Source organism: Chitinophaga sp. CF418 (assembly GCF_900142925.1).
Taxonomy (GTDB): Bacteria; Bacteroidota; Bacteroidia; order Chitinophagales; family Chitinophagaceae; genus Chitinophaga.
Window position 1 is genome coordinate 210920 of record NZ_FRCN01000007.1, and the last position, 18336, is coordinate 229255.

General features: G+C 45.0%; 17 protein-coding genes. 5 read left to right on the plus strand and 12 right to left on the minus strand.

Going from position 1 to position 18336, the window contains the following annotated elements; translation table 11 throughout:
• Window position 1: 1 nt before the first annotated feature.
• Entirely contained in the window at window positions 2-1417 is a 1416-nt protein-coding gene (locus F3I09_RS16985; RefSeq protein WP_149696230.1) for a PLP-dependent aminotransferase family protein, read from the minus strand.
• Between the two features lie 95 nt (window positions 1418-1512).
• On the opposite strand from F3I09_RS16985, the gene F3I09_RS16990 reads away from it, so the two are divergent.
• Window positions 1513-1965, plus strand: coding sequence for a GNAT family N-acetyltransferase (locus F3I09_RS16990; protein WP_149696231.1), 453 nt, complete (start codon window positions 1513-1515; stop codon window positions 1963-1965).
• 133 nt (window positions 1966-2098) lie between these two features.
• Here the strand turns inward: F3I09_RS16990 and F3I09_RS16995 are convergent, their stop codons facing one another.
• Both F3I09_RS16995 and F3I09_RS17000 read right to left on the minus strand, forming a co-directional pair.
• On the minus strand, window positions 2099-3175 hold the full coding sequence (locus F3I09_RS16995) for an alkene reductase (RefSeq protein WP_149696232.1): 1077 nt from the start codon (window positions 3173-3175) through the stop codon (window positions 2099-2101).
• Between the two features lie 35 nt (window positions 3176-3210).
• Window positions 3211-3582: a DoxX family protein gene (locus F3I09_RS17000; RefSeq protein WP_149696233.1), complete on the minus strand. Its 372-nt coding sequence runs from the start codon at window positions 3580-3582 to the stop codon at window positions 3211-3213.
• A 117-nt stretch (window positions 3583-3699) separates the two neighbouring features.
• On the opposite strand from F3I09_RS17000, the gene F3I09_RS17010 reads away from it, so the two are divergent.
• Together F3I09_RS17010 and F3I09_RS17015 are read left to right on the plus strand one after the other, a co-directional pair.
• On the plus strand, window positions 3700-4059 hold the full coding sequence (locus F3I09_RS17010) for a helix-turn-helix domain-containing protein (RefSeq protein ID WP_149696234.1): 360 nt from the start codon (window positions 3700-3702) through the stop codon (window positions 4057-4059).
• A gap of 318 nt (window positions 4060-4377) precedes the next feature.
• Complete coding sequence (locus F3I09_RS17015) at window positions 4378-5310, plus strand: hypothetical protein (RefSeq protein WP_149696235.1); 933 nt, start codon at window positions 4378-4380, stop codon at window positions 5308-5310.
• A 181-nt stretch (window positions 5311-5491) separates the two neighbouring features.
• On the opposite strand, the gene F3I09_RS17020 is transcribed toward F3I09_RS17015, so the two are convergent.
• From F3I09_RS17020 to F3I09_RS17030, 5 genes are all read right to left on the minus strand, one after another.
• Window positions 5492-10375, minus strand: coding sequence for a PKD domain-containing protein (locus F3I09_RS17020; protein WP_304487124.1), 4884 nt, complete (start codon window positions 10373-10375; stop codon window positions 5492-5494).
• A 452-nt stretch (window positions 10376-10827) separates the two neighbouring features.
• The gene (locus F3I09_RS34600) at window positions 10828-10962 is read right to left on the minus strand and encodes a hypothetical protein (protein ID WP_255479761.1); all 135 of its coding nucleotides are present in this window, start codon (window positions 10960-10962) and stop codon (window positions 10828-10830) included.
• Between the two features lie 234 nt (window positions 10963-11196).
• Window positions 11197-11316 carry a DinB family protein gene (locus F3I09_RS34430; RefSeq protein WP_223233283.1) on the minus strand — a complete coding sequence of 40 codons (120 nt, stop codon included), beginning with the start codon at window positions 11314-11316 and terminating at the stop codon, window positions 11197-11199.
• 15 nt (window positions 11317-11331) lie between these two features.
• A complete protein-coding gene (locus tag F3I09_RS17025) occupies window positions 11332-11679 on the minus strand; it encodes a DinB family protein (protein WP_255479762.1) in 348 nt (115 codons plus the stop codon).
• 264 nt (window positions 11680-11943) lie between these two features.
• On the minus strand, window positions 11944-13041 hold the full coding sequence (locus F3I09_RS17030; RefSeq protein WP_149696236.1) for a TIGR03118 family protein: 1098 nt from the start codon (window positions 13039-13041) through the stop codon (window positions 11944-11946).
• Window positions 13042-13791: 750 nt separating this feature from the next.
• On the opposite strand from F3I09_RS17030, the gene F3I09_RS17035 reads away from it, so the two are divergent.
• On the plus strand, window positions 13792-14124 hold the full coding sequence (locus F3I09_RS17035; RefSeq protein ID WP_149696237.1) for a hypothetical protein: 333 nt from the start codon (window positions 13792-13794) through the stop codon (window positions 14122-14124).
• A gap of 158 nt (window positions 14125-14282) precedes the next feature.
• Here the strand turns inward: F3I09_RS17035 and F3I09_RS17040 are convergent, their stop codons facing one another.
• From F3I09_RS17040 to F3I09_RS17055, 4 genes are all read right to left on the minus strand, one after another.
• The gene (locus tag F3I09_RS17040) at window positions 14283-14507 is read right to left on the minus strand and encodes a hypothetical protein (RefSeq protein WP_149696238.1); all 225 of its coding nucleotides are present in this window, start codon (window positions 14505-14507) and stop codon (window positions 14283-14285) included.
• A gap of 225 nt (window positions 14508-14732) precedes the next feature.
• Entirely contained in the window at window positions 14733-15704 is a 972-nt protein-coding gene (locus F3I09_RS17045) for an ion channel (protein ID WP_149696239.1), read from the minus strand.
• Between the two features lie 136 nt (window positions 15705-15840).
• Window positions 15841-16635, minus strand: coding sequence for an MOSC domain-containing protein (locus F3I09_RS17050; RefSeq protein ID WP_149696240.1), 795 nt, complete (start codon window positions 16633-16635; stop codon window positions 15841-15843).
• Between the two features lie 96 nt (window positions 16636-16731).
• A complete protein-coding gene (locus tag F3I09_RS17055) occupies window positions 16732-17121 on the minus strand; it encodes a helix-turn-helix domain-containing protein (RefSeq protein WP_149696241.1) in 390 nt (129 codons plus the stop codon).
• A 122-nt stretch (window positions 17122-17243) separates the two neighbouring features.
• Here F3I09_RS17055 and F3I09_RS17060 point away from each other — a divergent pair, with 122 nt between their 5' ends.
• Complete coding sequence (locus F3I09_RS17060; protein WP_223233270.1) at window positions 17244-18317, plus strand: NAD(P)-dependent alcohol dehydrogenase; 1074 nt, start codon at window positions 17244-17246, stop codon at window positions 18315-18317.
• Window positions 18318-18336: the final 19 nt, after the last annotated feature.

Sequence of the window (18336 nt, forward strand, 5' to 3'; positions counted from 1 at the left end):
GTCATAACATTGACCTCACCAATCCTCCCAGCTGTTTTAATTTAAGCCGGACATCCTCTCCCCAATACAATCCGATAGAAAGCCGCATACAGTTTTCAAATTGATCCTGGAAGGTAAACATCCTGCCCGGGGCAATGCTTATTTTATATTTCATGGCTGAATCAAAAAGCTCTGCGGTATTGACCTTTTTATTGAATTCAACCCATAATGCAAGCCCGCCCTGTGGTCTGCTTATTTTGGTATGCTCCGGGAAATATTCAGCTATTGCATCTATATAATGCAGATAGTTTTGTTGCAGGGCCGAACGTAGCTTTCGAAGGTGATGTTCATACCGGCCACTTTTAAGAAAGCTGGCTACTGCCGCATGGGTAATTGTCGGGGAAGATATGGCATGAACCAGTTTTAACTTAAGTATTTGTTCCTTGTATTTACCCGGCGCCACCCATCCCGCACGATAGCCCGGCGCCAGGGTTTTGGAGAAAGAACTGCACAATAGAACTGTCCCTTCTGTATCAAATGTCTTGCAGCATTTAGGGCGCTGCGTCCCAAAGAACAAATCGCCGTATATGTCATCTTCAATCAGGGGGATGTTATGTTTCGTTAAAAGGGCTACGACTTCCTTCTTATTTTCCTCAGGCATACAGCTGCCCAGGGGAGTATTGAAGTTGGGAACCAAAAGACAAAGGTTGATCTTATTAATGACCTTCTTTAAGGCCTCTATTTCGACACCTGTAACAGGGTGAGTAGGCAGTTCAAGTACTTTTAATCCTAAACTTCTGGCCAACTGCAGGCTACCGGGATAGCAGGGGCTTTCCATCGCAATAGTATCACCAGGTTTTCCCAAAGCCATCATACAGAAGGATAAAGCGTTCATCCCACCAGCAGTAGTGATCAGATCGTCTTCCCGAAGCCTTCCTCCCCAGGAGAGGGAACGGGCTGCAATCAGTCGTAGTAAATCTTCATTCCCTTGTATCTGTTCATACGCGGTACCGCTGGCTGCGATATCCCGGGTGGCATACATTATTTCCTTGTTCAGTTTAGCTAAAGGTAGTAATTGCCCGGCAGGCGCTCCGACGGAGAAAAGCATAAGGTCTTTTTTGCCCGTATTGGCGTACACTTTGCGGAGCAATTCTTCCGGCTCCTTATTATTGAGGACCGGTGAAGGTTTGCTGACGGCAGGAAGTGCGAATCTTTGATAAGGCAGATGGCTTACAAAATATCCGGACTGTGGTTTTGAGTTGATGAGTGACTGGGCTTCCAACTCCAGGAATACCCTTTTAGCCGTGTTCATGCTAATGTTATGTTCCTGACACAAGGTTCTGACCGAGGGCAGGCGATCGCCCACTTTTAAAACGCCGTCCCTGATTAGCGTGGCAATATTGTTTGATATCTCCAGGTAAAGAAAATCATCTTTCATATCATAAAGGTAACTGTGTCCATTAAAATACACAAAACTGAGACTGTGTTTAATTGCACTTCGGATATAGTTTTGCATCATAAATCACAATAAACATGTTGGATGTAGTTATCAAAACAGGCAAGGAGAATATGGATGTTAAAATGGTACATCGGTTCCTGAGCGAAGATTCTTATTGGGCTAAAGGCATTTCTTATGGGCTGGTCGACAATTCTCTTACTAACTCCTATTGCGTCGGGGTCTTTGTCGGTGAAAAGCAGATTGGGTTTGGACGGGTAATAACAGATTATTGCACTTTTGGCTGGTTCGCAGACTTTCTGGTATTACCGGAATATCAGGGAAAAGGAGTTGCGAAGAAAATACTGTTTCATATATTAGAGCAGCCCTGGTCCAAACGTTTGAGGAGGAAAATGCTGAGCACTTTGGATGCACATGAATTATACCGTCTATATCAGTTTAAGGAACTTAGTTATCCTTCACGTATTATGGAAATATACAATCCGGATGTTCATTTGCAATTGCAACAGGATGGAGGACAGCTTCGATGAAACCTATTTACGATGATGCTGAAAAGGAAGAAGAAGAGCGGGTTAGGCATATATAGCTAAAAACCAGGAACGAGCCTTTCTTAAAGAGGCTTGTCCCTGGTTTTCTACACCTTTCGCTAAAAGATAGCCCAGGCTAGTCTCTTAAAAATGGATAATCGGTATATCCTTTTTCACCACCGCCAAACATAGTTGCTCTGTCTGGTTCATTCAGTCCGGCATTCAGTTCAAATCGTCTGGGTAAATCAGGATTGGCCAGGAACAATGCGCCGTAAGAGATCATTCCGGCAATCCCTTTTTCCAATTCAGCTTCCCCTGTTTCTTTATTGTAACCTGCATTCGCAATCACCAGATGTTTGCTGATCGGGCCAAATGTTCCCATTACGTCTTTTGGATAATGTGGGAATTTATCTAAGGGGAACATGGCGTTCATCAAATGAATATATGCCAATGGCATTTGGTTCAATGCTTCAATTAAGGTTTTGAACTGCGCTACAGGATCGCTGTTTTCAATATTATTGTAAGCATTGGTTGGTGATAGTTTGATGCCAACTTTATCGCTGCCTGCTGCATTAACCAGCTCCTGTATCACTTCCAGCACAAAACGGTTCCTGTTTTCGATGCTTCCTCCATACTCATCTGTTCTCTGGTTGGCACTTTCGCATAAAAACTGGTTAGGCAGATACCCAAACGCAGCATGCAGTTCAACGCCATCAAAACCTGCATCAATAGCATTCTTTGCCGCCTGGCCGTAATCGCGCACAATCTGCCTGATTTCAGGCATCGTCAGTTCATGAGGTGTTTCGTAATCTTTCATTCCCTGTGAGCTAAAATGCTGCCCTTTAATCGCAATTGCAGACGGTGCAACGGGAAGTTTTCCATTTCTGTCTACAGAATGCCCAACACGGCCTGTATGCCAAAGCTGTGCGTAAATAAGGCCTCCCTTATCATGAACAGCGCTGGTCACCTTCTTCCAGGCATCGATTTGTTCCGGGGTATATATGCCGGGAGTCCAGGGACTCCCCAGCGCCTGTTCTGAAATATTGATACCCTCTGTAATGATCAGCCCTGCACTTACCCGCTGTGTATAATACAACACAGTTAAGTCATTTACCACTCCTTCACTATTAGCGCGGCTACGTGTCATGGGAGCCATCGCAATGCTGTTCTTCAGTGTTTGCCTTCCTGCTGTTACTTTTTCAAATAATCTCATTGTCATTTTATTTTATTCTTAATGTCGCGCCCCGATTAGGTTCTCTGGAACAACCGCTGTCCCAATTCAGGAAAGCGAAGCACCGCCGCTATCCAGATCAACACCTGTATTACAGTAAACATTGCCATTGGCTGTTGATGCTGAAGGGCAGTTGCCATCACGCCGCCCATATAAGCGATGAGTAAAAGTGTACCAACAACTCCGGTACGCGGTACAATAAACAGGATAATGGAAAAGAACTCAATAAGCCCCAGTATCCGAATCATCCCGACATCAATTCCTATGGCTGCTGTCTGAGCAACGATCTTTTCGTTTTCTATAATTTTTAAAATGGAGGTCAATCCAAAAAAAAGAGCTAATAGGATAGTGATAACCCAGCCAATTGATTTAATTGCTTTCTGTGACATTTTTGCGATTCCGTTTAATTTAATGGAACACAAAATTATCGCGGGATGGTGTAACTTTGTTACCTGTTACAATTAGAATACCGGTTACAAAAAGGATACCGGTACAAACTTGTTTTTATGAATAAAAAATATTCCTGTAAACTGGATCCCGAGACCTGTAGCAAAACAAGAATGGCCATCCAGGATACACTTGATGTAGTGGGAGGGAAGTGGAAGCTGGTATTGCTATCCATACTCAGAGGCGGCAAACGGAGGTTCAAGGAATTATCCAGAGAGGCGGATATTTCTCCGCGAATATTATCGAAAGAATTACAGGAGCTGGAGATGAACGGGCTTGTCAGCAGAACAGTATGTGATACAAAACCTGTTACGGTAGAATATGCGCTTACAACATACAGTGAAACGCTTTCCGATGTATTGATATCAATGCAGAAATGGGGTGAGCAACATCGTAAAAAGATTGTTGCAGCGTCTTAAATAACAGTCGATGCAGTGAATAATAATACGCCCCATGGACCGCCATGTATAACAGTAACAGTACCTTGTTCCTGCACAGCACTATCTGCCATTTTAATGCAGTAATAAGTAATAGAATGAGTAGAATGTCAACCCTTAATGAAACCGCGATCTGGCGTAGTTGCGGCCCTTACAGTATGCAACTATTTAGGATAAATAAGAGTTTTGCCTATTCCAAAAGAAACGAATTAAATTGTAAGCGATAACCAATTTCTAATCACTGGGAATGTTACCCTATCGATTAAACCCTCATTCCCCAATCAACTAAACTAACGCCCTATGTCAAAATCAATGAGCCTCTTATGGGCAGCATTGCTCATTTGCATGACTGCATGCAAAAAAGAGCAGGCTATTCAGGACAGCAAACTTGCCCCTGCCGCAACTGCCAGGAAAGCAGCAAGCCCCCTATTGAAAAGTATTGAATATGGAACCGACTGGTCGGGAACGGTGCAAATAGCAATTGTGACCAGTTATACCTCGGGCACCAATCTTCAATTGGATGTTAAAGTCCCGGATGGTTATGCTTTAATTGGCGGAGGTGCTGTAGCCTCCCCGTTGGTAGCTGCGTCTTCTGCATTTTTAACTGCTTCTTACCCGGACACAGACTTCACCACCTGGCATGCCGCATCTACAGACCATATTAATTCTTATGTACACACGCTGTTTGGATATGCAGTCGGACTGAAAGTAACCGGACTTACTAAAAATGATCTTACCTCAAACATGTGGCTGTTTTCTAACACTTCAAGTGTGCTGCCTCATCCGGCTACAGCTGTAACTATTGAGAACGCCTACACTTTGATAGGTGGGGGGGCAAAGGTTGAATCAGCAGGCAACCTCCTGGTGTATTCCTACCCTTATGGCAGTACATGGTTTGCCGCCAGCAAAGACCACGAGGTTTCCGATCCTTCTGCTATTACAGCATATGCACTTGGCCTGAAAACAGCAGTGCTGAATCAGAAAAATCTGGAAGTGGTAAGGGATAGTATCGCAAATTTTACCTCTGGTGGTATTGGCACTGCATCTATATTTGTAGATACTACCTGGGTAGCCGGAGCTCCAGGTGGCCGGGCTACATATAATGGCGCAGGTCGTATGCTGGATGGTATAGCGCCACACATACAGGATGCAACGGTTACTTCCAAAGATCTGGATGTTTCGGATGGTGGTACGACTGCTGTTTATGTATTGAAGATCCGCCAGAAGAGATAGTTAGTTCAATATACCGGAACTACCTTTCAACTTCGAAACACAAGGTTTAATGTAGTCATTGAACTGGTAGCTGAAGTGTAACAGATGCCGGAATATATAAAAAGAGCCTGTCAGCCCAAAAAAGCTGAGAGGCTCTTTTTATATATCCCCGGGTACCTGACGGCGTCAGGCTATCTTAATTTTATTTCACCACAGTAACCACACCTCTGAACAGGAAGCTCGTATCTTCCTCGCACACAGCTTCCATGGCATATACATAAGTGCCAATAGGCGCTATCTGGTTCTTCCAGGTGCCATCCCAACCTGCAGAGGGCGAGTTGATCTGGAAATGTGTCTTTTCAAACACCAGGCTGCCCCATCTGTCATAAATACGCATCCACTTTACTTCTTTTATACCGCGCCCCATGGGGTAGAACCATTCATTCTTTCCATCTTTGTTGGGCGTAAAGGCATTAGGCAGGAATACAGCACCTTTGTTACAGGTTACATTCACAAGCACTGCATCTATAGCCTTGCAACCGTAGCCGTTCTCAACCTCCACTGTATAAGTGGTGGATAGATTAGGCAAGGCCTGCGGAGCGGAGCAGGTGGCACAACTCAGATATTCCGGTGGCGCCCAGGTCCATTTTACAATATCCGCGCTACCTTGTACGATCAATGTTACCGGCTGACCTGCCATCACTGTGTGGTCAGGTCCTGCATCGATCGTTGGCGAAGGGTGTACACCTACTATCAGCGATGTATCATGGGTAAAGCAACCGTCCGCATCGTAACCGGTTACCTCATAAGTATAGTTACCCGCTGCGTTGATAGTGGCATGTGGGTAGGGGCTGTTAACATTGTCCAGGCCTTCGCCTTTCCATGCATAATGATCTGCGCCCGATACCCATAGGGGCAGCACATACCCCAAACACAATATGGTATCTGGTGTGGCCAGTATCGTGAATGGCTGCGCTACGCGGATGCTTACGTTGTCTGTATTGGTACAACCATTGGCATCAGTTACGCTTACCTGGTAGGTCGTGCTTACCTCGGGAGCAGCTACAGGATCAGGTGCCTGTGGATTGCTCAGGCCCAGTGCTGGTGTCCATTCATAACTGACTCCGCCGCTGGCATTCAGTGCAGTACTCTTGCCAAGGCATACGAACGCAGACGCAGCGGTAGCATGGGCTTCCGGTTTAGGGAGGATGTTAATGTTGTGACTTGCCGCATCGCTGCAGCCATCCGTGCTGGTAACTACTAACGCCACTTCTGCAGGACCGGTCTTGCTGTATGTCTGGTCAGCAGGTTGTTGTACAGTGCTGGTATTGCCGTTACCGAAATCCCATTTCCAGCTCACATCACTCACCTTGCTCACCGTTCCACTAAAGCTTACCGGCGCATCCTGGCAGGCCTGTGGAGGGCCGGTAATAGCCAATACTGGCTTAGGATAGGCATGCACCGTTTTGCTCACCGTTTGGGTACAGCCAAAAGCCGTAGTGGTGGTAAGGCTGAAATCATATCCTTTTATTGTATCCAGGTAGAAACGGGGAGTGGCAGACGTGTCATTTTCAGCCTGTAGTCCGGCCTCATATGTCCATTTGTATTTCGCCTCTTTTTTCAATTCGTCAATGGAATAACTGTTGAATGTAGGCGTAAAAGAGATCCAGCCTTCATCACATACAAATACGGGCTCAGACGTCAGTTGTACGTCCAGTTTGTCTATCACAATAGGATCCTGCAGGAAGGCAGTACCCTTACAACCTGCCTGGTCTGAGAGGATGAGACGCGGCTTGTAAATGCCAGGTTCTTTAAAGGTGTGTTTAATGGTGGCGTCCGCTGTTTCCAGCACAATACCATCCGTAAAGTCCCAGGCAAAATTAACAGCAGCGGTTGCGGTTACTTTGAATTCTATCTCTTTTGTGAGACAGCCGCCATTAGAGGAAGTCTCGATAGTCGCGTAAGGCCCCTTTACCTCTACTTCCTGCTCATACTCATCTTCAGTACCAGCATCACCCACCACTTTCAGCTTCACTTTATACTTCCCTGCATAGGTGTATGTATGAGAAGGATCGCTGATGGTCGCAATGCTGCCATCGCCAAAATCCCAGTATGAACTGGTGTAGTTAACGGATGTATTGGTGAAACGGGCTAATACCGGCGGACAACCGCTATTATTTACAAATGTAGTGGTGACGGTAAAGTTTGCACTGACACTGGACACCTTGATCTTTTTTTCAATGCTGTCTCTACAGCCATTATCATCCTTTACCTGCAGCTTCACTGTGTAGATGCCTTTATCAGGATAGACCTTATACGGACTGTTATCCGTGGAAGTAGTATTATCACCGAAGTCCCATTCGTAAGTAGCATAACCACCCGTTTCAGTGGTATTGTTATAGAACCATACATCTCCACCCGGAGGCACCAGCGTTGCACTGGGCGTAAAATCCGCATTAGGGCCGTTCACCTGCAGATAGTTGTTGGTAGCGGTGCTGGTACAGCCATCCTGGTCTGTAACAGTCAGCTTTGGATTGAAATAACCGGACTTGTTGTATGTGTATTTGAAAGGGGGCGCGGTAAATACCTTTACAGGATTCCCGTCGTCGAAGTCCCATGACCAGCTTTTTATAGGCTTTCCCTTGGAAACATCTGTCTGGTCAGTGAAGGTAAGCTCCGTACCCCGGCATTCCAGCACGTCAGGAGAGAGGAATTTAGCCACTGGCCCGTGTACATTCACAACCACCTTATTGCTACTATCAGGGCATCCCTGCAGGTTATACGCTACAAAGCGGATAGTATCCCTGCCGGGTTGCAGGTTTGTAAAGGAAGCATTCTGGTAATCATAATAATTCCAGTAGGCGGGAGTACCATCTGAAGAGAACCATGCATAGGAATAGTTGTATATAGATCCGTCGATAGACGTTACACTGGGCTTGAGCGTTTCGTTGCCGCACAGCGTTGTTTTATCTGTGGTAATGGTAATGGGTGATGGCGCATATACGTTAATGCTCAGAGAGTCAGTGCTGGTGCAGGTGCCGTCGGTGACGGTCAGTTTTACCAGGTATGCGCCTGTTTTGCCATATTTGTGTGTGGCAGGGCTTGTTTTTGTAGTATACGTATTCTCCTTTCCATCCCCCCAGCTCCATTTCCACTTAGTAATGGTACCTAGCGATTGTTCATCAAAGCTGACCTCAGTACGGTGATCGCAGTCAATATTTTGCCTGCTGAAGCGTGGAAAAGGATTCACTGCTGTGATATACGCCGTTTTGGTGACCGTTTCACTGCAACCGTAATTTGAAACGGTCAGCGATACCGTATAAGTGCCGGGCTCCCTGTAGCTATGCATTGTATTCTGTCCGGGGGCACCGGAGTAGTCGCCGAAATCCCAGGCCCAGGAGTTGCCTACATCTGTAGTACTGTTGAAATGCACCCAGTTGTTGCCACAGATCTGCGGAGCTTCCGGAGATGAAAAATCAGGCTTAGGTTTTTTATACACCCGGATGGCGCCATACATAGTCAAGGGTACCGTTCCTTTACAACCATTGGTTGTTGTATAGGTCAGATTTACGGGGTATGTACCTTCCTTGTTATATATATGTGTTGGCGTGGCATCTGTCGATTTTGGGCTGCCATCGCCGAAATCCCATTCATAGCCGACAATGGCATCGCCAGTGTTGACTGATCCGCTAAAAGTAGGGCTCAGTCCTTCACAGCCCTCATAAACAGTTGCATATGCATAGACCTCCGGTTTTGCCACATTCACAAAATGTTGTACTGCGCTGGTGCAGCCAGATGCATTGCTGACGGTGAGCACTATACCGAAATATCCCAGTTCGTTGTAGGTAACAGAAGGACTTTGTAGGTTGGATGTCATGCCGTTGCCAAATTCCCAATTCCAGCTGGTGGCGCCCTGCGATTTATCTGTCAATTTCACGGTGGCAGGCACATCACAGATAGGTTTTTGATCGGTTACAAAATCAGCTTGTGGCGCAGTTTTTACCACATAATCCTTCGTCACGCTCTCCTGGCACTTTCCATAGTCAGCCGTCATAGTAACTTTTACAGTACCGGCGCCGCCAGGATAGTAAGAAGCCGTGTTGCCATTGCCAGAACCATATATGTAACCTTTGTCAACGCTCCAGGTAATGTTGTTGGGTTGTGGAGTGTTAGCAGCGGTGAACGTGGTAGTGGTAGTGTTCTCGCAGATGCTGGCTGGCAACTGGAAATCCGTTTTGAAGTTGGCCACGTTGATCTCTCCGGACGTTTGGGTGGCGGTGCACCCTTTATCACTGGTAACGGTAAGTGTTACATTGTAGACGCCTTTGGCGGTATAGTTATGCGGAGCTGGACTGGCACCTGAAGCGGTACCGCCATCACCAAAATCCCATTTATACGTAAGGTTACCCGGACCGCTGGAAGTATTGGTAACTGTCAGCGCGCCGGGGGCTGTGCACAGGAACTTGTCAGACACGCTGAAATTAGCGATGAGAGAGGCCGATGCATCCACAATATTGCTGATCTGTTTTGATGCCGTACAGCCGTTACTATTAGTGATGGTAAGGGTAACCGTAGGCGACAATACATTATTGTATGTATGCACAGGGCTGCTGCCGGAGCCGGTAGCGCCGTCACCGAAATCCCAGCTATAGGCCGTGATGGTGCCGTTCACAGGATTCGATTTATCCGTGAAAGTAACGTCAAAAGGTATACATCCTTTGGCCGGGCTGGCGGTAAAATCCGGTTTGGGTTTCTCCCATACGGTAACGTTCCTGGTTGCGGTACTGGTATTGCCCGCAGCATCCTTCACGGTTAACGTTACTGTGAAAGTGCCGGCAGTAGTATAGGAAGCGCTGGGGCTTTTCTCTGTAGAGGTAAAGCCATTACCGAGGTTCCACTGCCAGGAAACAGGGTTACCGGTTGAGTTATCGTTAAATTTAGTGATCAGACTTTCGCAGTCGCTCGTCTTACTGGGAGTAAAATCCGCTTTTAACTGCGCATGAGCAGAGACGCTCAGCAAAAGCATTATAAAAAATACGACATAGGTAAAAGCAACGGATGGGGTTGCCTTAAAACGTAAGAACATAAGGTAAAGTTGGCGGCGGAAAAGTAAGAAAAAATTCCAACTTCCAGTTGTTAAGCCAATGTTATAGCGCCTTCATAACGACTACTTCATTGATAGATATAGCAATAGTAGTCTTGATTTAACCCCAATTAAGCCATGGGCTTAGTATTTTGAGTGCATACCTGGAGGTTACAACGCAGGTGATTATACTATTTTATATAGTTTTCACGTAATATGAAAGGTCAGGTTTGCTGCCTGGCTGTTAACATTTGGGAGGTCCGTAACAAGCTCCTGCGGGTGCAAATTCTGCCTGTCTCCATCATGAGCCTGGATAAAAAAAGCCTGTTCACCAGGGCGGACAGGCTTTTTTATCATAATTTCTCTAATACCGCTACTGTGTAGTCACTTAAGCCAATAAGCCGGTATGATCACTGCTGGCTTATCGGTATCGGCTTAATACGGGTATATTAGTATTACAACCCTGTTGTGGTACACCAGAATGTGTTGGGCGGAATGGTAGCGGCCTGCATTTTCTTTTCTGCTGTTTCACTCAGCCTTGCAATTTTCATTTTACTGATACTCAGTTTTTTCTTGGTTTTCTTTTTCATAAACGGTCATTTAGGAGGAAATAAATGCTTACTCTTTTCTGAAGGTTTTCAGCTATCCCTTGTTGGAAATTGATGGCTTATAAGAAGTTAGTGGGTTTAGATTACGGGTCATATACAGGTGTATGGCATTACTCATTGATAACGGGTCTACCCGAATTTACTGTTTTTTATGTAATAGTACCCCGTTTTTATATATCATAATTATCTAGTAGATAATGCTAGGCTATTTTAATCTTACTGCTTTTGACCGGTCACACGGTAGTAAGTAGCCAGATCAGTTGAAGAAAGCTGTGTGAAGCCAACCTGACGTAACATGTTTACCAATTGTCCGCGATGGTAGGTGGAGTGGTTAATGACATGAGAAAATGTTTACACAAATTCCATTTGGTCTTCTCCGCCTCCTGGCCATTTAAAAACGACTTGTTGCTCATAATTTTCTTCCGGATATTTTTCAATGAAGTTTTTCAAACCTGCAGATGAATTTTTCCAGATCTCTGTTAAATCATTTTTCGTTCCGTTAAACTCCCTGGATAGAAAAACCGGATCAGAAACATTGTTCCAGAAATCAATCCAGATCTTTTCAGCACTGGCAATATGAGTTGCGGTTTGCCTGATATTGCTGAAACTACTGATGATACTTTGTTCCCATTGTTCATCATTGATTTGATGCAACCATTCAATAACAATATTATTTGCCCAGATATTGTAATCTGCCAATGCCAGGAAATATCTTTTGTTCATTCTGTTGATGTTTTGCTGTCAAAGGTAGATGTGAAAGCCGGCAGCAAAATATAGGCAAGCGTTCAGAAAGTATGGCCAGGCGTTCAATTTGTTAACTGCTATTTTTCAGGTATCGCTACATAAAATAGGTTATACATTATATAAACAAAAGTACCGGAGAAACTCACACCTTTCCACTTTAAAATGACAGAGGCCACATTATGTGACCTCTGCTGCAGATCGATATTAGTGTATACCTTATTAATGAGCTTTTAGCAGGTAACCAAACAAGCCATGTGATTCGTCACCAGGGCCTGCAGTAAAGAATAGTTGTTTGGGATTAGCCAGGGGAATTTTATTTTCCAGTGCCCATAAACCTTCAATAGAGATAGGTTTACCCCAGGAACTTAATGGTCCCACAAGCTTTCCGTTATCATCATACATGTTAATGCGGCCATCACCAAAATTGCCGATTAAGATGGCATGATTAAGTTTGCAGAAGGGAGTGCCGGATTCGACCATTCCCCAGGGAGAGTTAAGAGCACCCCTAGCAGCAAAGCGTTTTACAAGTACGCCATTGGTGCGATAAATATCTACATATCCATTACCGGGACCAGGCTCGTCATCTTCTTTGTCCGGTAGTTCCTGTTTCGCATAGGTAACGAATAATTTATCTCCTATCAGCCTGATATTGAAAGGAGCAAAACCGGCAGGGATAGCAGGATCATGGAATGGTTTGCCGGTAACGAGCTGAAAGTCCTTATCAAAAACATCCACTTTCCCTTCTCTGAAATTGGTTGCATAGAGAAAATTATTGCCGCCATCACTTGCCATTGCCAGTCCTTTATACACGGCCTCCCAGGGTGATCTGTCGGCTACAATTACAGCAGTGTTGCCGGTACCGGGACCCCAGGCAGCAAGCGTACCATCTTCGGTAGCAAAAATGAATCTGCTGGGTGTTGTGGTTTTTCCCCAGAGGATAGCGAAATCGGTTGTTGCGTTAAATACAACCCCTGTTGGCGCTCCTTTACCCGTATTACCCGGACCCGGAATGGCTACCGGAGGGCGTAGTGTAGCGCCCGTTTTATCGTAAATTGTACTTAATCCTGTCTCAGCTGCCGACAGCCAGAGAGGACCACTGGGCGCCGCTGCAATACCCCAGGCATTGACAAGGTTGGGGTCTAGCCTTGCAGCGCCATAGCCATTTACATCTGCTGCAAGATTGGTTTGCTGGTAATCATCCAGTATAATTTCGTGTATGGTCTTTTTACATCCTGCAAAAAGCATAAAGAGCACATAGGCAAGTGCAAACTCCTTTCTTAGAAGAATGTTCTTCTTTAAGGTAAATCGTTTTGACATTTTGTTGGCTTTTAAATGTGATAAAACGCTGGATCAAGCTGTAACCAATAGCCATAAGGAGGTTGTGGAATAATGCCACGCAATAGTATCAGTCTGTACAATAAAAGAAATAAACCTGCAATCGGTGTAGACGGGGAATGGGAAGTTAAACGCTTGCACAGAAAGAACAAAAGCATTGCCTTCTGCAGGAACAATCTTTTTGCCGCATTGTAGTCATATTCTGTTGGCGTGGAGGGAAGGCATTCTCTGTTCTGTCTTTTAAAAACTAAAGCAAAAAAAAACGTTGGCTGATTCAAAGGTAGGTAATTCACTGGATTTAATGCCTTTATTCTATCAAATTTCTTTGTATCTCTGCCGTGGCAGAATGATACATAGATGTTATGTGAACTGGACAGCCAGGTAGAAAAAGATAGTCAGAAAGTTTGTTGTTAGCTGAAATTTTTCTACATTCATAAGACCAACCTGTATATAGCTTTTATTCAAAATAATCATATCGTTTAGCACAGACTCAATTAACCTCAATAGGAAGGGATCCAGATTGTCTATATCGTTCAATGTGATTGCTGTTCAATTATTTTTTCTGCAAATTAAGAGCTGGGAACTGCACATATAATCTGTTTATGTACTTAAGATTTTGCATTATGCATAGACTCATGCTTTCGTATGCATGACATCATGCCTTACTCATTCCAGCGAAATTATAAACGCTGTTTTAATCTCTTATTTTTTCACCTTAAAACTACCATTGTCATGGGTATTATTGTATTCTACGAAGGACCTAACGCAACTCAGAACATTGTTCAGACTATTGAAGACACTCCCGGACAGAATTTTCGTCCGGTACAAAATGATACGATCAGATCAGCGAAGCTTTTTGGGGTCAGACCCGGTTGTGAAATTGCCGTATACGATTCTCCAGACGGCAGTACGGGGGATGACTTTTGCATTGTTAACGTAAAAAGAGTTGCACCGGAATACGTTATTAACACATTCGAAAGGTCATATGAAGACGAGTATGTAATCGTCAGCTTCATTCGGAACAATGACCTGGATGGAAAGATCTCGCGTATAAGGGTTAATTGAGTAGACATTCAGATAAAAAAGCATCCGAGACATTCTCCGGATGCTTTTTTATATGGATAAAGAGAAAATTCCAGCTGAAAATCTGAGAAGTGGTCCCTGCTCCAGCATATATAGGGCACAGGCTATTTTAAAGCGGGATACTGTGTTTGGGAGGGATTTCAGAGAAACCGGAAAACCTGTTTCCTGTATTCCTCAAAATCATGTTCATTGGAAATGGTCTGAAATTTCTCCTGCTTACCCTTACTATATTCTCTCATCAGTATCAGGTTCTGGCCGCCAACTATGCTTCTTTTCGCTTTTTCAAATATCAGTTCCAGTTCCTGGCGGTCCTGGATTAACTGTAATTCTTCGATACGATTCACTACAATTACAAAATCTTCCATTTCGTTTATTTCCGGCAAAATTAAAACAATATACCAGATTTTGCAGCTAATGCAGAACCGTTAAAGCTGTACTTTTTGTTGAATATCCGTGTAAAAAATAGTATACTTGACGCCTGTATTTACTAGTCACTGAAACTATGAAGTCAGCCACAACAGAAACATACAGTATTAATTTCCCCTCAGTGTATGAGCACATACTGGTAGTTGGGCAAAGTACCCTTTCGGTCATCCCAATCGCTCCGCTTCTTTCTTCGCCTCTGCTGGTACCGTAGTATTCAGCTTCTGCAGTTCCAATACCGTCGTATTGCCTGTTTCCCGGTACATCGGTACAAAGCGTCGGTTGAACTGTATTTCCTTCCAGGTATAAGAGGTACGCTTCAGCACAAAGTTGGAAAACACATCATCAAATCCCCGCACCGTCACGTAGATCTCTACATCTGCTGCTTTTATATCCTCTTCATTCAGGTCCAGCAAGGGACTGTCTGCATCAATGGGGTGCACTACCGTCCAGTTCATAGGCAGGTTCTGGATGCGGCTGCGCTCCAGGGGCAGCTCATAGAACCTGTACACTGTTTTGCCGTCCTCCTGCAGCAGCAGGGCGATGTTAGTCTTGACTTCCACATCAGTAAGCGTATGCATGTCTTTAAAAGAAGCAAAGCGGAACATGAGGCCCATTTTATCCTTGTAAGGCGCTATCACGGCATGGTCACTGAATTTCAGGAAAGCCTTGGGCTTGGAAAAACGTCCATAGATCAAACCCGTGAAAACCGCCAGGTACAGGAAGCCGTTCAGCGCTTCAATGGAAGCTACCAGATTGGCGCCATCCCCTATAGGATTCACGCGGCCGTAACCTACCGTGGTAAAGGTTTCTGTACTGAAGAAATAGATCTCCCTGAACACCTGCCACTTCGATGTGCCCAGTATCCCCTGGAACTCATTTGCGCCAAGCGCCAGGTAGATCAGTGTATATACCAGGTTAATAGATACAAAAAAGAAGATGATGGCAAAGAAGAATTTCCAGGCAGGCAGGTTAAGCAAGGTATGATAAATGCTCACACGTTCCCATACCGGTATACCTTCCTTGCGCAGATTAAAGGTGCCATCCCGGTTTATAAAGCGGCCGACATAGCTGTTGGAGTTACTGCCAAAACCGGTGTCGTTATTGATCCTGGAAAAAGGATTAATGCGTAAAGCCATATAAGGAAAATCTTTATATGGCAAAGCTAATGCTTAGATTTGATTTTATCTATTTAAGGCATTCATGAACATTTCGGGATAGCGGACGCCTGATATGCTTTCTGCAGGTATAATCGCATGTTCGGCGTAAGTGCGGCTATGGCAAAGTAATCGTATCGCCAACGTGGATGGTGCCACTCCCATTAAACAAGAGATTCTGACCAAAGTATATCTTCTGATTCTTTGCGCGGTAGGTGCTCAGCGTTTTCAGCGGTTCTTTCGCTTTTATACCGCTTTCCTGATCAATAGTAGTAATTACGCAGCGTGCGCAAGGTTTAACGCCGAAAAATTGTATATCTCCAATACTGAATTGTACCATGTTATCTTCCTGAAATGGCAGTCCTCCCGTGAATACTATATTCGGCCTGAAACGATTCATGGGTAACGGCGATGTCAGCCTGCTATTAAGATCATCAAGAGAAGCCTGCCCGATGATCAGCAAAGGATATCCGTCAGAAAAACTGGTGATTTCTTTATTGTGTGCATATTGCTCATCTACGGTTCTTTGTGTACTATCGGGCATATACACCAATCTGCAGGACATGTCCAGTTGCCGGCTAAACCAGGCATCCGCTTCATCACTTACACGCTGTGCCACACAATTGTCCTCCCATACTGATACCAGCATTGTTTCTGATGTCAAAGGTTTATAGGGGATCATGATGAGATCAGCTGTTTTTTTATTGGTGATGAGCAGATTTTCTTCCAGGATAGTAGCCTGTAAAAGTGCCATGGCGGGTACTTCCCGTTGGGAGAGAAAACGGTTATTTTCATCTATGAGCATCCATCTTCTATCGTATTTAAAACCACGATCAGTAAGTGTTGCTGCCGGGAGGGAAAATCCTCCTAATGACTTAACAGGATAGATATATAAGTTGCTAATTGTAAGCATAGGTGTAAAGTTACATGAAAATTCATTTTATAGTTTGTAGAAGCACCATCCCTATTGCCGGGCTATCCTGAAATAATAACTCCTGGGTTCCTGCTTTCATTCATCTATGTCGTTTACAACACCTTGTTCTTCTTCTGCCAGCTCCATGCCCGGTATTCCATGCTGCTGCATCTGAGCCTGGCCCCAGAGGCTGATCATCTCGATGGAAGGAATAAGCCTGCGGCCATTTTCAGTGAGGGTATATTCAACACGTGGCGGTACCTCCAGGTATACTTTTCGTGTGATCAGCTCATCCTCTTCCAGTTCCCGCAATACCTGGGTGAGCATCTTGGGGGTGATACCGGAAATGAAACGACGCAGCTGCCCATAACGCCGCACGCCATCTTTCAGATTCCATAAGATGCGGCCCTTGTACTTGCCACCGATACGTTGAAAAGCATAGTCGACCGGGCATTTTGGCGGAGGTTCCACTTTTATTTTCGTCATTTTACAAAATATTTTGGTGATGATTATCAACAATAGTATACAATTGGTGACCAGGCTACTAAAAGGTGCATACTTGACTCAAATATACTGACTGCCCTAGATTTGCCGCCTAAATATTTTTCATGGAAACATTACAGCAACAATCCATTTCATCAGCTACGGGGAAGCAATCAGTCCGTATGAAAAGTTATCATGTGCAGTATGGCGGTGGAGTTGAATCGCTCACTGTAAAAGAACATTCAATACCGCAACCGGGACGGCAACAGGTGTTGGTACGTATACATGCCAACTCGCTTAGTTACCGCGACCTCATGATCTTTAAAGGCAATTATCCCTTACCTGTGAAGCCGGATGTGGTGGCGGTATCTGATGGTGCGGGCGAGGTGGTCGCCATTGGTGCCGACGTTATGCGCACAAAGCCAGGGGACCGGGTAGCGGTGCAAATGTTCCCTCAATGGATCGACGGTCCTTTTGCCATGGAGTATGCTGCGCAGATCGGCGGTTCACTGGACGGACTATTAACGGAATATGCAGTTGTAAGTGAAGATGCAATCGTGCACATTCCAGCGCATCTTTCATACGAAGAAGCGGCCACCTTGCCCTGTGCAGCACTTACTGCCTGGAATGCATTAACAGCTGGTAAGGCCCTGGAGGCAGGTCAAACTGTATTAACATTAGGTTCGGGCGGAGTATCGCTTTTTGCCATCCAGTTTGCGAAAATGATGGGCGCACATGTTATAGCCACCACTTCCTCGGAAGAAAAAGCACAGCGGTTAAAAACATTGGGTGCAAATGAGGTGATCAACTATTGTACAACGCCTGATTGGCATAATACTATTCGGGAATTAACAAATGGCCGTGGAGTGGATCAGATAGTTGAAGTTACCGGTGGCACACTGGAGCAATCCATCCAATCTATCGCCATCGAAGGACAGATCAATTTTGTTGGCCGCCTGGAGGCTGGTGCGCAAACCATCAATATCAACAGGCTCTTCCAGAGCTGCGCCTCTATCCGTGTAGTGGCTGTTGGTAGTCGCGCGCAGTTCATAACCATGAACAAGGCCATTGACGCCAATCACTTGCGCCCGGTTATTGACAAAGTATTTTCCTTTGAAGATGCACCTGCCGCTTTTAAATATCTGCAGGAGGGGAAGTATTTCGGTAAAATAGTGATCAGCCATCATCCCATCAACTGATCATCCAAACAATTTCTTA